This is a genomic window from Stenotrophomonas sp. S49 (genome assembly GCF_016624905.1).
GTDB lineage: Bacteria > Pseudomonadota > Gammaproteobacteria > Xanthomonadales > Xanthomonadaceae > Stenotrophomonas.
Genome location: NZ_JACVUD010000010.1, coordinates 62,540 through 76,535, shown reverse-complemented (window position 1 = coordinate 76,535; position 13,996 = coordinate 62,540). Strand labels below are relative to the sequence as shown.

The window sequence follows — 13,996 nt, the reverse complement described above, 5'->3', positions numbered from 1 at the left end:
CCTCTACGTCCCGAACGTAGCGCTCTACCAGACTGAGCTACACCCCGAAGGGAGCCGCCTATTCTAGCTGTTCACCCCGGTGGCGGCAAGGGGTGAAAGCCGTTTCCTTCACACTGCCAGGGCAGTGTCACTTCAGGGAACAAAAAAGCCTGGACAACTTCACCAGGCTTCAATGCGACCACAAAAGTGGTCGGGGAGACAGGATTCGAACCTGCGACCTCTACGTCCCGAACGTAGCGCTCTACCAGACTGAGCTACACCCCGAAGGAGCCGCCTAAGATACCGTGTGAAGGCCAAGGCGGCAAGGTTTTTTTACAACTCAGCGACGGTTTTCCTGTTCGAACCGGTTCTGCTCGCGCGATTCGAACCACATGCCGTTGAGGATGGCCACGGTGGAGGCCAGGCCGGTGCCGAGAATCCAGGCGAAATACCACATGTTCGTTTCTCCTTCGTTCGGTGAAGGTGCCGACCGTGGGTCGGCACACCTTCAAATCAATACGCGTTCGGGTTCTGGTCCATCTCTTCGGTGGTCGTCTTGCCCTTCAGCACGCGGTACACCCAGGTGGTGTAGGCCAGGATGATCGGCAGGAAGATCGCCGTGGCCACCAGCATGATGCCCAGCGTCAGGTGGCTGGACGAGCTGTCCCAGACGGTCAGGCTGGAACCGGGCTGGCTGGAAGACGGCAGCAGGAACGGGAAGATGGCAAAGCCAACGGTGAGGATGATGCCTGCAATCGACGCGCCCGAGGCGATGAACGCCAGGCCGCCGCGACGGGCCCGCAGCAACGCCGCGCTGGCCAGTGCCCCCAGAAGGCCCAGCACCGGGAACACGATCGTGAGCGGCATGCTGCTGTAGTTGCGCAGCCAGCCACCGGCGGCTGTGCCGATGGCCGCGGTCTTCAGCAGTGGGTTGGTCGGGCCGTCGGTCACCACCTGCGAGGTGATCTGGTAGCCGGGCAGGCCGAAGGCCACCCAGGCACCGGCTGCGGCGAACAGCACGAAGCTGATGATCGCCGCCACGCTGCCGTAGCGCGCGGCACGATCGGCCACCGGGCCATCGGTCTTGATCACCAGCATGGCCGCGCCGTGCGATACCAGCATCGCCACGCTCACCAGGCCTGCCACCAGGGCGAACGGGGTCAGCAGGCCGAAGAACGAGCCGGTGTAGAAGATGCGCATGCTGTCATCGAAGTGGAACGGCACGCCCAGCAGCACGTTGCCCACCGCCACACCGGCAATCAGGCCCGGCAGCAGGCCACCGACGAACAGCACCCGGTCCCAGTTGTCGCGCCAGCGCTTGCTGGGCAGCTTGCTGCGGTACTTGAAGCCGACCGGGCGCAGGATCAGCCCGAACAGCATGGCAAACACCGCCAGGTAGAAGCCGGAGAAGCTGACCGCATACAGCGGCGGCCACGCGGCGAAGATCGCGCCGCCACCCAGCACCAGCCACACCTGGTTGCCTTCCCACACCGGGCCGACGGTGTTGATCACCAGCCGGCGCTCTTCATCGGTCTTGGCCACGAAGGGCAGCAGGGTGCCCACGCCCAGGTCGAAGCCATCCATCACCGCCCAGCCGATCAGCAGGATGCCCAGCAGCAGCCACCAGATCACGCGCAGCGTGGTGTAATCCAATCCAAGAAATTCCATGTGCGTTCTCCTGCCTCAGACCTGGCCGGGGGCCGGCATTGCGGCATTGGGGGATGCGGGGCGGATGTCGGCCTGCAGCGTCGGCAGGATCTCGTCCGGACCCTTGCGGATCGCCTTCAGCATCAGCTTCACCTCGATCACCAGCAGCACCGTGTACAGCGCGGTGAAGATGGCCAGCGTGGTCAGGATTTCATGCAGGGCCAGGCCCGACGCGGCATAGAAGGTGGGCAGCACGCCATCCACCGCCCACGGCTGGCGACCGTATTCGGCCACGAACCAACCGCACTCGATCGCAATCCACGGCACCGGCAGCGACCACACCGCCAGCTTCAGGAACCAGCGCTTGTCCTGGAAGTTGTTGCGGCAGGAGAAGTAGAACGCCAGGGCGAAGAAGGCGATCAGGTAGAAGCCCAGGCCAGCCATCACGCGGAAGGTCCAGAACAACGGCGCCACGCGCGGCACGGTATCCAGCGCGGCCTTGGAGATTTCCTCCGGCGTGGCGTTGAGGATGTCCTCGCGGTAACGCTTCAGCAGCAGGCCGTGGCCCAGGTCCTGCCAGTGGCGGTCGAACATCTCGCGCGCTTCCACATCGTCCTTGTTGGCGCGGATGCGTTCCAGCGCACCGTAGGCCAGCTGGCCGCCGCGGATGCGGTGTTCGGCACGCTCCACCAGTTCCAGGATGCCCGGGATCGGCTGGTTGGTGGAACGGGTGGCGATCAGGCCCATCAGGTACGGAATCTTGATCGCGTAGTCGTTCTGCTGGGTGGTCTGGTTGGGAATGCCGAAGGCGGTAAAGTCGGCCGGCGCACGCTCGGTTTCCCACATCGCTTCAATGGCGGCCAGCTTCATCTTCTGGTGTTCGCTGGCGGCGTAACCACTTTCGTCACCCAGCACCACCACCGACAGCGACGACAGCAGGCCGAACGCAGCGGCCACCGCGAACGAGCGGCGGGCCATGTCGCGGTGCTTGTTGCGCAGCAGGTACAAAGCGCTGATCGACATCACGAAGATCGCACCGGTCACGTAGCCGGCGCTGACGGTGTGCACGAACTTGGCCTGGGCCACCGGGTTCAGCAGCACGGCGGCGAAATCCACCACTTCCATGCGCATCGTTTCCGGGTTGAACACCGCGCCGGTCGGGTTCTGCATCCAGCCGTTGGCGATCAGGATCCACACCGCCGACAGATTGGTGCCCAGCGCCATCAGCCAGGTCACCGTCAGGTGCTTGACCGGGCTCAGCCGCTTCCAGCCGAAGAAGAACAGGCCGATGAAGGTGGCTTCCAGGAAGAAGGCCATCAGGCCTTCGATGGCCAGCGGCGCACCGAAGATATCGCCCACGTAGTGGCTGTAGTACGACCAGTTCATGCCGAACTGGAATTCCATCACCAGGCCGGTGGCCACGCCGATGGCGAAGTTGATGCCGAACAGGGCGCCCCAGAACAGGGTCATCTGGCGCCAGACCTGCTTGCGGGTCATCACGTACACGCTTTCCATGATGGCCACCATGAAGGACAGGCCAAGGGTGAGCGGTACGAATAGGAAGTGGTACATCGCGGTCAAAGCGAATTGCAGCCGCGACAGTTCTACGACTGTCTGATCAATCATGGCCTGGCTACCTCGTTGGATAGTGCCGTTGCAGGTGGCGGGAAGGGTGGTCTACGGGGTGGATGATGTGACCGACTACTTCAAACAGCCTTGATCCAGATCAATGTATGAATGGCTCTGCACAGGGATCGTATGCCAAACCGGATGAAGACTGCGACCGCTGGCCGCAGGGGAGGGCGCCTGTGTGTGCCTACAATGCCGGCCATGCCCTGTTGCCTGTGACCCCCTTGAGCGCTGCCGAATCTTCCGCTGTTGCCACCGACCCGCACGCCGAATCGGCCCTGCAGCGGCGTACCCGTACGGCCTGGCTGGCCGATCTGGCACGCGCGGCGCGGGGCCGCCAGCGCCTGGCGGGGCTGTGCCTGGGCCTGTCCGGCGCGTTGCTCATCGGCCAGGCCGCGGCCATCGCCTGGCTGGTGCAGCACGTGCTGGTGCAGCGTGCGCCGCTGGCGTCGGCGCTGCCGGTGCTGGCCGGGCTGGTGGTCATCCTGCTGCTGCGCACCACACTGGCCGGCGCCAGCCAGGCCGCCGCAGGCGACGTGGCCGACGCCGCGCGCCTGGCCCTGCGCGAGCGCGTGTTCGCACGCCTGCTGGGGCAGGGCCCGCTGTGGCTGCGGCAGCGTCGTACCGGCGAGCTGGGCGAACTGATGCTGCATCACGGCGATGCGATTGAGAACTATTACAGTGGGTTCCTGCCGGTACGCACCGAAGTGGTGGTGGTGCCGCTGCTGATCCTGGCGGCCGTGGCCTGGGTGGACTGGGTGGTGGCGCTGATCCTGCTGTTCACCGCGCCGCTGGTGCCGTTCTTCATGATGCTGGTCGGCTGGGGTGCCGAAGCCGCCGGGCGCGCGCAACTGGGTGAACTGGCGCGCATGAGCGGGCACTTCGCCGATCGCATCAAGGGCCTGGGCCTGCTGCGCCTGTATGGCCGTGGCGATGCCGAACTGGCCGGTGTGGAAGCGGCGGCCGAAGGGGTGCGGGTGCGCACGATGAAGGTGCTGCGCATCGCCTTCCTGTCGTCCACCGTGCTGGAATTTTTCGCCTCGGTCAGCGTGGCGATGGTGGCGCTCTACCTGGGGCTGAGCTACCTGGGCCTGATGTCACTGCATGCCAGCGTGCCCACCCTGGGTGCGGGTCTGTTCTGCCTGCTGCTGGCGCCGGAGTTCTACGCGCCGCTGCGGCGGCTGGCAGCCCACTATCACGACCGGGCCAATGCGCTGGCCGCTGCCGCCGAAGTGGAACGCCTGCTGCACGCATTGCCGGAAGAAACGGCGTTGCCGGAGGAAGGCATGGCCACGCGCGCGCCCGAACCGGCCGAGGCCGCGTTGCCGCCGCTGCAGGCGCAGGGTCTGGTACTGCGCCCGCTGGGCGCACCGCAGGATGTGCTGAGTGGGCTGGATGTACGCCTGGAACCCGGCCAGCGCCTGGCCCTGGTCGGACCCAGCGGTTCGGGCAAGAGCACCCTGCTGGAAGCGCTGGCGGGATGGCTGCCGCCGCGAGAAGGCCGCGTGCAGGTGCGGCCCGGCGTGCAGGTCGCCTACGCCAGCCAACGCCCGTACCTGTTCCATGGCTCGATTGCCGATAACCTGCGCCTGGCCGATCCCGGTGCCAGTGATGCGCGCCTGCGCGCGGTGGCCGAGGCGGCACAGGTGCTGCAGTTCGCCCAGCGCCTGCCGCAGGGCCTGGATACGATGATCGGTGAGCGCGGCTTCGGCTTGTCCGGTGGCGAAGCACGGCGCATCGGCCTGGCGCGGTTGCTGCTGCGCGATCCGCAGGTGCTGCTGCTGGACGAGCCCACTGCATTCCTGGATGCCGACACCGAGGCCGCACTGCTGCGCAGCCTGGCCGCCTATGCGCGCGGCCGCACCGTGGTGGTGGCCACCCACAGCCCGGCGGTGATCGCCTGGGCCGATCGCTGCCTGTTGTTGCCCGAAGGCCGCCTGGTCGACCCGGCGCAGGCGGTGCGCGCATGAGCCGCTCGCCCGATTCGCTACGCGCGGTATTCATCCGCCACCGTCCACGCCTGCTGCTGACCGTGCTGCTGCTGTGGATCACGATGCTGGCCGGCACCGCGCTGCTGGGGCTGTCCGGTGGCTTCCTGACCGCCGCGGCGCTGGCCGGTGCCGCAGGGCTGGCGCAGGGCTTCAATTTCTTCTCGCCGTCGGCCGGCATCCGCGGGCTGACCATGGCGCGCATCGTCTCGCGCTATTTCGAAAAGCTGGTGGGCCACGATGCCACCCTGCGCATTGCCCGCGACCTGCGCGTGTGGTTCTTCCGCCGCGCGCTGCCGCTGGCACCGGCGCGGCTGGGGGCCACCCGTACCGGTGAACTGCTGGCACGCCTGCTGGGTGACATTGGCGAGGTTGATGGACTGCTGGTGCGCGCGCTCGGGCCGCTGCTCGCGCTCGCTGCGCTGTCACTGGTGGCCATTGCATCGGCAGCGCTGATCCTGCCCGCGGCGGCCGTGCTGCTGGGCGTGCTGGCGCTGCTGATCGGCTTCGGCGTGCCGTGGCTGGGCGTGCGCGGGCGCGATGCCGAAGAAGCCGACCGTGCTGCGCATCGCGCCGCGCTGCGCACCGCCGCGTTCGAAGGGCTGGAAGGTGCGGGTGACCTTGCGGCCCTGCATGCGGGTACCGCGTGGCAGTTGAAGGTGCGCGTTGCAGCCAAACAACTGGCGGCGCGCGATCGGCGCCGGCGCTGGCGCCTGATTGCAGCGTCCACCCTGCACGGCGCGGTGGCTGGGCTGGGCCTGGTCGGCATGTTGGCGCTGGCCCTGCACGCGGCCGAACAGCAGCGTATTGCCGCGGAAATGGCCGCCGGCCTGGTGTTCCTGACCGTGGCGCTGATCGAGCTGTGGGCCGGCATGGGCCTGGCCTGGCAATCGCTGCAGTCTGGCCGTATTGCGGCCGATCGCCTGCAGTCCATCGTCGAACAACCCGCCGCCGTGGACGAGCCGCAAGCGCCGCAGCCGGTGCCGCAGGCATCGGCGGTGCAGTGGGAAGACGTGCATTTCCAGTGGCCGGGCGCGGCGCGCCCGGTGCTGTGCGGGCTGCAGCTGCATCTGGCGCCGGGCGAACGCATCGCGATCCGTGGTGACAGCGGGTGCGGCAAGACCACCCTGTCCAGCCTGCTGCTGCGCTTGTGGGACCCGCAGCAGGGGCGTTTGAGCTATGGCGGCCAGGACCTGCGCACGTTCGCCCAGGCCGATTGGCATCGGCAACTGGCCTGGCTGCCGCAGAACGCACCGGTCTTCGCCGGCAGCGTGGCCGACAACCTGCGCCTGGGCGACCCGGAAGCCAGCGATGCCACGCTGTGGGCCGTGCTGCGCCGGGTGCGGCTGGGCGAATGGGCCGAGCGCAACGGCGGTCTGGACGCCTGGGTGGGCGAGAACGGCGCGACGATGTCGGCCGGGCAGGCACGTCGCCTTGCGCTGGCGCGGGCGATGCTGCGCAATGCGCCCATCCTGGTGCTGGACGAACCTACCGAAGGGCTGGACGTGGATACCGCGCACGCGTTGCTGCGCGACCTGCCGGCGCTGCTGGACGGCCGCAGCCTGCTGATGATCACCCACGACGACCTGCCGGACGGCGTGGTGGATGCGCAGTACCGATTGCGTGACGGTGTGCTGGAGCGGGAAACGTAATCGCGGTGGTAGCGCCGGGCCATGCCCGGCGGCCGTTTGCGTGATGGCGTGCCGACCGGCACATCCACGCATGGCGTGGATCTACTGGCGTCGTGCCGCGTCGTTCGAATGGCTACCGCGAAAACTCGCGCAGCATCACTGCGATCGAGGCCACGTTGGCCAGCACGCACAGCCAGAACACCCACTGGAATTCCGCCTTGCGGTGCTTGTGCCGGAACAGCGCCTGGCCCAGCAGCGCACCGGGCCAGCCACCGGCGAAGGCCAGAAGCTGCAACGTGCGTTCGGGAATGCGCCACTGCTTGCGCTGTGCCGCCCGCTTGTCATGCCCGTACAGCCCGAACGACACCACGCTGGCCAGCACGCACCAGCCGCCCAGCCACAGCGGCAGCACGCCACTGACCGTCAACGCGATGAGCGCGCCGAACGCGGCCAGCGCGAGGTTCCGCCGCCAGGCCACTTACAGTCCGTCGAGGAAACCGCGCACGGCCGGGCCGAAGCGATCGAAATCGACGAGGAATGCGTCGTGGCCCTGCGGTGAGTCCAGGCCGATGAACTGCGCATCGGCACCGCCGGCACGCAGGCCGTCGGCCACCTGTTGCTGCTGCTGCACCGGGAACAGGATGTCGGTGTTGGCGCCGATGGCCAGCGCCTTTTCGACACGGATCTTCGCCAGCCCGGCCAGCACGTCACCGTCGGCATACTCGGCCAGGTCGAACCAGTCCATCGAACGGCTCAGATACAGATAGCAGTTGGGATCGAAGAAGCGCACGAAGCGCCGTGCATGGCCTTCCAGATAGCTTTCCACCTGGAATTCGAGGCCGAACGGATCATCATCGGTCTGGTCCGAATCCAGCCGCACGCGACCGAAGCGCCCATCCCATTCCAGCGCGGAACGGTAGGTGATCACGCCCAGCTTGCGTGCCATGCGCATGCCCGATTCCGGATAATCGATCTCGGTGTAGCGCCCGCCGTCCCACTTGGGGTCGAGGCGGATCGCTTCGCGCTGCAGTGAACGGATGGCGATGGAGAACGGCAACGCCTGCGCGCTGCCGGAAATGTTGATGTGGCTGCGGGCGATGCCCGGCTGCAGCATCAGCACCGCCAGCGCGGTCATGCCGCCCATCGAATTGCCGATCATGCAGGCCAGCTGTTCGATGCCCAGCGCATGCACGACCTCGATGGCTGCGCGCGCACCGTCTTCCACCGACAGTTCCGGGAAGTCGAGGCGATAGGGCTCGCCAGTGGCCGGGCTCAACGAGGCCGGGCCGGTGGAGCCCTTGCAGCTGCCCAGCGAGTTCACGCAGACCACGAACCAGCGGTCGGTGTCGATCGGCTTGCCTGCGCCGACCATGGCTTCCCACCAGCCGGGCGCGGGGTTGGCCGCGTTGGCGGCGGCGTGCGCATCGGGCGATAGACCGGTAACGATCAGGATCGCGTTGCGGCCGTCGGCGGCCAGCGTGCCCCAAGTCTCGTAGGCCACGCGCGCGCCGTGCAGGGCGCCACCGCGCTTGAACGGGAACGGGGAGGGCAGGGCATGGAAGCGGGTGCCGGGCGGAATGAATTCAGTCATGGCGCCATTCTAGCGGGGCGGCCCGTGGAGCTGGCGGCACGCTGGTTTCCATGGACGGCATGCGCGCAAAGCCGCCGGGCGTGGCCCGGCGCTACCGGTCATGCGGCCCGGCGAGCGCAGCGGTGCGTGGATCACGGGAACCGCAGTTCCACCACGCCGTCATGCGGCAGCATTACCCGCACCGCCTCGCTCTGCAGGTCGCCTTCACCGCGGTTGGCGCTGCCGCTGCGCGAAATGCGCGCCAGCACCTCCACCTCGCGGTGCGCCGACAACGGTGCGGTCGGCATCGGGCTGTCAGCGTCGCCTAACCCGACCGTGGCCGGGAAGGCGGTCAACGGCAGCTTGCGCGCCGCCACCGGCATCGGCGGGCCGCCCACGGCGCGGGCCAGCACGAACACCTGCGCACTGGCCGGCCAGTCGCCGTGCTTCACCGTGTCGGGCAGTTGCACCTGCACCTGCAGCAACGCCGCTGCCGCCGTGGTGGAAGGATCGACTGACTGTCCCGCGGCTTCGCGGGCAATCGCAATCTGCGCCTGCAGGGCTTGCGCGGCGCCCGGTTCCAACTGCGGCAGCAGGCTGCTCCAGATTTCGGCCGCTTCGGCATTGCGGCCGCGCTGGCGCAGGGCAATGCCCAGCAGCCAGCTGGCCCGCTCGGCCTGCGGCGCCACCCGCCGCGCCTGCTGCAACCACGCCATGGCGGTGTCATCGAACTGCTTGCCGGCATCGGCCTGCGCGCGCGCCTGCGCCGCTTCCACCAGTACGCCTGCATCGTCTGGTGCCAATGCTGCGGCACGTGCAAAGGCATCGGCCGCCGCCTGTGCATCGCCCAGTTCGGTCTGTGAACGGCCCAGCAGTGCCCAGCCATCGGCACGCTGCGGATCGCGCTGCAGGGCCTGCTGCAGCGCCGTTACACCCTCGCGCAGGGTGGCCACCGACGGTGCCGGCTGCACCTGTGCGGCGCGCGGGTCGCCCACCAGCAGGTACAGGCAGGCACCGGCCACGCCCAGCGCGAACACGCCCAGTACGTAACCGCGGCGTCCCTGCCGGCGCAGCGGCCACAGCACCAGTGCGGCCATCACCGCGGCCACCAGGCCGGCCAGCACGGGCAGTGTGTAGCTCACCAGCCATCTCCTTCATCGGCGTTGCGGTCGGCCGCTGCCGGTGCCAGCGTGCGGCCGCGCCGGCGCACGATGCCCAGCACCAGCAGGGCACCACCGCCAAGGATCAGCAACGGCCCGCCCCACAGCAGCCAGGTACCCGGCTGCAGCGGCGGCTGGTACAGCACGAATTCGCCGTAGCGGGCGACCAGGAACTGTTTGATCTGTGCATCGTCGTGGCCCTGCTGCATCAACTGCAGCACTTCACGGCGCAGGTCCTGGGCGATCTGTGCGTTGGAATCGGCCAGCGACTGGTTCTGGCACTGGACGCAGCGCAGCTGCGCGGCCAGGTCGTGGAAGCGGGCTTCTTCGGCCGCGCTGCGGAACGCGAGCGGCCGTGGGTCGTGCAGCGGCTGCTGGGCCAGTGCGGGCAGCGCCGCGCACAGCAGCAGCGCCAGCAGCGCGTTACGGATTGCCGTGCAGGCCGGTATCGGCATGGCCCTGGGCCTTTTCGATCTTCTGCAGCGCGGGAATCAGCTTTTCGTCCACCACCTGCTGGGTCATCGCGCCGCTGTACTTCCAGCGCACGATGCCACTGCCATCGACCAGGAAGGTTTCCGGCGCAGCGGTAACGCCCCAGTCGATCGCGGTACGGCCTTCCATGTCACTGAGCACCACCATGAACGGGTTGCCCAGCGTCTCCAGCCAGTGCAGCGCATCGGTGGGCTCGTCCTTCCAGTTGTAGCCGATCACGCGCACGCGCTTGCTTTCGGCGAAGCGGGTCAGCACCGGGTGTTCCTCGCGGCAGGCCGCGCACCAGCTGCCCCACACGTTCAGCAGGTAGGGCGCACCGCGCAGCTCTTCGCTGCGCACGGTCATGCCGGGGTCGTGCAGCACCGGCAGCGCGAAGGCGGGGGCCGGCTTGTCGATCAGCGCGGAAGGCAGCACGTCGCGCTGCGGATCCCCCGACTTCATCACCCCGTACACCATCAACCCCAGAAGGCCGAAGAAGAACAGCACGCCGATGACGATGGCGATGGGGGGCAGCGGGCGCGATGAACGCGGAGCAGGGGACGATGACATGAAAACTCCTACGGACGACGGAAACGGCGGTCGGCGGCGGTGATGAATCCGCCCAGTGCCATCAGCAGTGCGCCCAGCCAGATCCAGCGCACGAACGGTTTGATGTGCACCCGTACCGCCCACGCATTGTTGCCCAGCGGCTCGCCCAATGCCACGTAGACATCACCGTTCAGGCGTGCATCGATGCCGGCCTCGGTCATCACCTGGCCGCCGCTGGCGTACTGGCGTTTTTCCGGGTGCAGCAGGGCCTGCTCGCGGCCGTTGCGGAACACCCGCAGGTGGCCACGGTCGGCCACGAAATTGGGGCCTTCGCGGTGGTCCACGCCTTCGAAGCGGACTTCGTAGCGGCCGACAACCAGCTGCTGCCCCGGCGCCAGCGCCACTTCGCGCTGCACGTTCAGTGCTTCCACCAGCAGCGCCCCGGCCAGGAACACTGCCATGCCGCCATGGGCCACGATCATGCCGAGCATTTCGGCGGTGAAGCGGCCATTGCCGCGCAGACGCTGCCAGACGAAGCGGGCGGTGCCCAGGCCGACCCAGGCCGCGGCCGCGACGCCCAGTCCTGCCTTCCAGCCATTCTGCGGTGCCTGCCACCACGCCAGCGCACCCAGCACGATGGCCAGCCCCATCCACGGCGCCAGCAGGGCCAGGGCGCGCGAGGGCTGGTCGCGTTGCCACTTCACCAGCGGCCCGAACGGCAACAGCAGCACCAGCGGCGCCATCAGCAGCAGGAACAGGCTGCCGAAGTACGGTGGGCCGACCGAAATCTTGCCCAGCGACAAGGCATCGGCCAGCAGCGGGTACAGGGTGCCCAGCAGCACCATTGCGCAGGCCGTGGCCAGCAACAGGTTGTTGCCCAGCAGCAGGGTCTCGCGCGAGGTGGCGGTGAAGCCACGGCGTGGATCATCGCTGTCCATGCCCAGACGGCCGGCGCGCAGCGCGTACAGCAGCAGGCTGCCACCGACCAGCAGCGACAGGAAGATCAGGATGAACAGGCCACGCGACGGGTCGGCGGCGAACGAATGCACGCTGGTCAGCACGCCCGAGCGCACCAGGAAGGTGCCCAGCAGGGACAGCGCGAAGGCGGCGATGGCCAGCAGCAGGGTCCAGCTGCCGAAGGTGCCGCGCTTTTCAGTGACGGCCTGCGAATGGATCAGTGCGGCGCCGACCAGCCACGGCATGAAACTGGCGTTCTCCACCGGGTCCCAGAACCACCAGCCGCCCCAGCCCAGCTCGTAGTACGCCCACCAGCTGCCCAGCGCGATGCCCAGGGTCAAAAAGCCCCAGGCCACGTTGGTCCACGGCCGCGCCCAGCGCTGCCAGCGTGCATCCACGCGGCCTTCCAGCAGTGCGGCCACGGCGAAGGCGAAGGGCACCGAAAACCCGACGTAGCCCAGGTACAGCATCGGCGGGTGGATGATCAGGCCCGGGTCCTGCAGCAGCGGATTCAGGTCGCGGCCTTCCAGCGGCGCCGGGTTCAGGCGCAGGAACGGGTTGGAGGTGAAGATCAGGAAGGCCAGGAAGCCGACGCTGACCACGCCCATCACCGCCAGCACGCGGGCCTGCACCGGCGTCGGCAGCTGCCGCGAGAACAGCGCCACCGCACCGGTCCACAGCGCCAGCACCAGTGCCCACATCAGCAGCGAACCCTCGTGCGCGCCCCACACCGCCGAATAGCGGTAGATCAGCGGCAGCAGCGAATTGGAATTCTCGGCCACGTAGCGCACCGAGAAATCCTGCTGCACGAAGGCCGCCGTCAGCACCGCGAAGGCAGCGGCCACCAGCAGCAGCTGGGCGAAGGCGGCCGGGCGTGCGGTGGCCATCCAGGCGCTGTTGCCGCGCTGCGCGCCGGCCAGCGGCAGGCCGGCCTGCAGCAGCGCTGCCAGCAACGCACACAACAGCAGGATCTGACCCAGCTCCGGCAGCACTCAGCGCACCTCGGGCGCCGTTACCGGCACGTCGTGCTTGCGATGGGCATCGCCCATCTTGTCGGCCACTTCCTTGGGCACGTAATTCTCATCGTGCTTGGCCAGCACTTCGTCGGCCACGAACACCCCGTCCTGCAGGCGGCCGCTGGCGACCACGGCGGTGCCCTCGCGGAACATGTCCGGCAGGATGCGATCGGTGCTGACCGGCAGCGTGGCATCGCCATCGGTCACCACGAAATGTGCCTGCAGCGAACCACTGGGGCGATCGAAGGAGCCCTTCACCACCATGCCGCCCAGGCGGAAGCGCGACTGCGCGTCGACATCCCCGCGCAGCACTTCAGACGGGGTGTAGAGATAGGCGATATTGCGCTGCAGGGCGAAGGCCACCAGGGTGGTCGCCAGCCCGGATGCCAACAGCAGCAGCATTACCCAGACCATGCGGCGTCGCTGCACCGGCGTCATCGGCTGAGCTCGGTGGCCAGCGGCGCCGCTGCCGGGCCGTTGCTGCGCGCCTGCAACCGCTGCTGGCGGCGCTGCGCCTGTTGCCGGGCGTGGCGCAGGCGCAGCCAGGAACCCAGCGCATCGCAGCCCAGCACCAGCAGGAACACCGAGAACGCCGCGATCAGATAGGGCAGGTGGGTCATGGCCGTGGCTCCGTGTGGGGGGCTGCCGGTTGCGTGCCGAAGCGTTCGCCGATCCAGGCCTTGCCGGCCTCGCGGGCGATGTTGTCGGCGCGCGCCTTGGCCAGCAGCGAGCCGACGAACCACATCTTGGTCGCCACCACCATCCACCACAGCGGCGCAATCAGTTCCGGGCGTACCGCGTTTTCACCGAACACATTGATCGACTGGCGCTGGTGCAGCGCCCCCCACCAGTCCACCGAATAGCGGATGACCGGCAGCAGGCCCACGCCGATGATCGCCAGCAGCCCGGCGGCTCGCGCGGCGCTGCGGCGGTCCTCGATGGCGTGGTACAGCCCGATCACGCCCAGGTACAGGAACAGCAGGATCAGCTCACTGGTCATGCGCGGGTCCCAGTCCCACCAGGTGCCCCAGGTGCCTTTTCCCCAGATGCTGCCGGTCAGCAGGGTGATCAGTGTGAAGCCGGCGCCCATCGGCGCACAGGCCATGGCCAGGATTTCGCAGATCTTGATCCGCCAGATCAGTGCGATGGCGGAATAGGCCGCCATCAGTGCGAACACGAACAGGCTCATCCAGGCACTGGGCACGTGGATGTAGATGATGCGGAAGGCATCGTGCTGGTTCTGTTCCGGCGGCGCCACGAACAGCCCCTGCCACAGGCCGATCAGCAGCACCGGTACTGCTGCGGCGTAGAACACGCGGGACCAGCGCGCGGCGAAACGATCGAAGGTCGGAGGTGAACCGAGTTGGTGGAACCAGCGGACGATCGGATTCATGCGTGG

The 13,996-nt window shown here is 68.0% G+C and carries 14 protein-coding genes and 1 tRNA gene; 2 read left to right on the top strand and 13 right to left on the bottom strand.

The features are described 5' to 3' along the window. Nucleotides 1–187: 187 nt before the first annotated feature. The 4 genes from IAE58_RS04000 to IAE58_RS03985 all read right to left on the bottom strand — a co-directional run bounded on the left by IAE58_RS04000 (nucleotide 188) and on the right by IAE58_RS03985 (nucleotide 3,252). A tRNA-Pro gene (locus IAE58_RS04000) sits at nucleotides 188–264 on the bottom strand. A 55-nt stretch (nucleotides 265–319) separates the two neighbouring features. Next, on the bottom strand, nucleotides 320–436 hold the full coding sequence (cydX, locus tag IAE58_RS03995; RefSeq protein WP_199932623.1) for a cytochrome bd-I oxidase subunit CydX: 117 nt from the start codon (nucleotides 434–436) through the stop codon (nucleotides 320–322). Nucleotides 437–492: 56 nt separating this feature from the next. Beyond that, on the bottom strand, nucleotides 493–1,647 hold the full coding sequence (gene cydB, locus IAE58_RS03990) for a cytochrome d ubiquinol oxidase subunit II (protein ID WP_199932624.1): 1,155 nt from the start codon (nucleotides 1,645–1,647) through the stop codon (nucleotides 493–495). Nucleotides 1,648–1,662: 15 nt separating this feature from the next. Then, a complete protein-coding gene (locus IAE58_RS03985) occupies nucleotides 1,663–3,252 on the bottom strand; it encodes a cytochrome ubiquinol oxidase subunit I (protein ID WP_108753616.1) in 1,590 nt (529 codons plus the stop codon). Nucleotides 3,253–3,479: 227 nt separating this feature from the next. Between IAE58_RS03985 and cydD the strand changes: the two genes are divergently transcribed. Together cydD and cydC are read left to right on the top strand one after the other, a co-directional pair. Then, nucleotides 3,480–5,225: a thiol reductant ABC exporter subunit CydD gene (gene cydD, locus IAE58_RS03980; RefSeq protein ID WP_199932625.1), complete on the top strand. Its 1,746-nt coding sequence runs from the start codon at nucleotides 3,480–3,482 to the stop codon at nucleotides 5,223–5,225. Continuing rightward, a complete protein-coding gene (gene cydC / locus IAE58_RS03975) occupies nucleotides 5,222–6,895 on the top strand; it encodes a thiol reductant ABC exporter subunit CydC (RefSeq protein WP_199932626.1) in 1,674 nt (557 codons plus the stop codon). The genes cydD and cydC overlap by 4 nt, the downstream gene beginning before the upstream one ends. A 112-nt stretch (nucleotides 6,896–7,007) precedes the next feature. Here cydC and IAE58_RS03970 read toward each other — a convergent pair whose 3' ends face one another. The 9 genes from IAE58_RS03970 to ccmC form a co-directional block, all read right to left on the bottom strand. Beyond that, nucleotides 7,008–7,352, bottom strand: a complete 345-nt coding sequence (locus tag IAE58_RS03970; protein WP_164275635.1) for a DUF1294 domain-containing protein — start codon at nucleotides 7,350–7,352, stop codon at nucleotides 7,008–7,010. Further along, nucleotides 7,353–8,465 carry a homoserine O-acetyltransferase gene (locus tag IAE58_RS03965; RefSeq protein WP_199932627.1) on the bottom strand — a complete coding sequence of 371 codons (1,113 nt, stop codon included), beginning with the start codon at nucleotides 8,463–8,465 and terminating at the stop codon, nucleotides 7,353–7,355. A 131-nt stretch (nucleotides 8,466–8,596) separates the two neighbouring features. Continuing rightward, a complete protein-coding gene (locus IAE58_RS03960) occupies nucleotides 8,597–9,589 on the bottom strand; it encodes a cytochrome C biogenesis protein (protein ID WP_199932662.1) in 993 nt (330 codons plus the stop codon). Next, nucleotides 9,583–10,059 (bottom strand): cytochrome c-type biogenesis protein, encoded by a 477-nt coding sequence (locus tag IAE58_RS03955; RefSeq protein ID WP_108753611.1) that lies wholly within the window; start codon nucleotides 10,057–10,059, stop codon nucleotides 9,583–9,585. The genes IAE58_RS03960 and IAE58_RS03955 overlap by 7 nt, the downstream gene beginning before the upstream one ends. After that, a complete protein-coding gene (locus tag IAE58_RS03950; protein ID WP_199932628.1) occupies nucleotides 10,028–10,645 on the bottom strand; it encodes a DsbE family thiol:disulfide interchange protein in 618 nt (205 codons plus the stop codon). The genes IAE58_RS03955 and IAE58_RS03950 overlap by 32 nt, the downstream gene beginning before the upstream one ends. A gap of 8 nt (nucleotides 10,646–10,653) precedes the next feature. Then, on the bottom strand, nucleotides 10,654–12,573 hold the full coding sequence (locus tag IAE58_RS03945; RefSeq protein ID WP_199932629.1) for a heme lyase CcmF/NrfE family subunit: 1,920 nt from the start codon (nucleotides 12,571–12,573) through the stop codon (nucleotides 10,654–10,656). Further along, entirely contained in the window at nucleotides 12,574–13,035 is a 462-nt protein-coding gene (gene ccmE / locus IAE58_RS03940; RefSeq protein WP_108750109.1) for a cytochrome c maturation protein CcmE, read from the bottom strand. It lies immediately after the preceding gene. Continuing rightward, nucleotides 13,032–13,217 carry a heme exporter protein CcmD gene (gene ccmD, locus IAE58_RS03935; protein WP_108753608.1) on the bottom strand — a complete coding sequence of 62 codons (186 nt, stop codon included), beginning with the start codon at nucleotides 13,215–13,217 and terminating at the stop codon, nucleotides 13,032–13,034. Before ccmD ends, ccmE begins: the two co-directional genes overlap by 4 nt. After that, complete coding sequence (ccmC, locus tag IAE58_RS03930; protein WP_199932630.1) at nucleotides 13,214–13,990, bottom strand: heme ABC transporter permease CcmC; 777 nt, start codon at nucleotides 13,988–13,990, stop codon at nucleotides 13,214–13,216. The genes ccmD and ccmC overlap by 4 nt, the downstream gene beginning before the upstream one ends. Nucleotides 13,991–13,996: the final 6 nt, after the last annotated feature.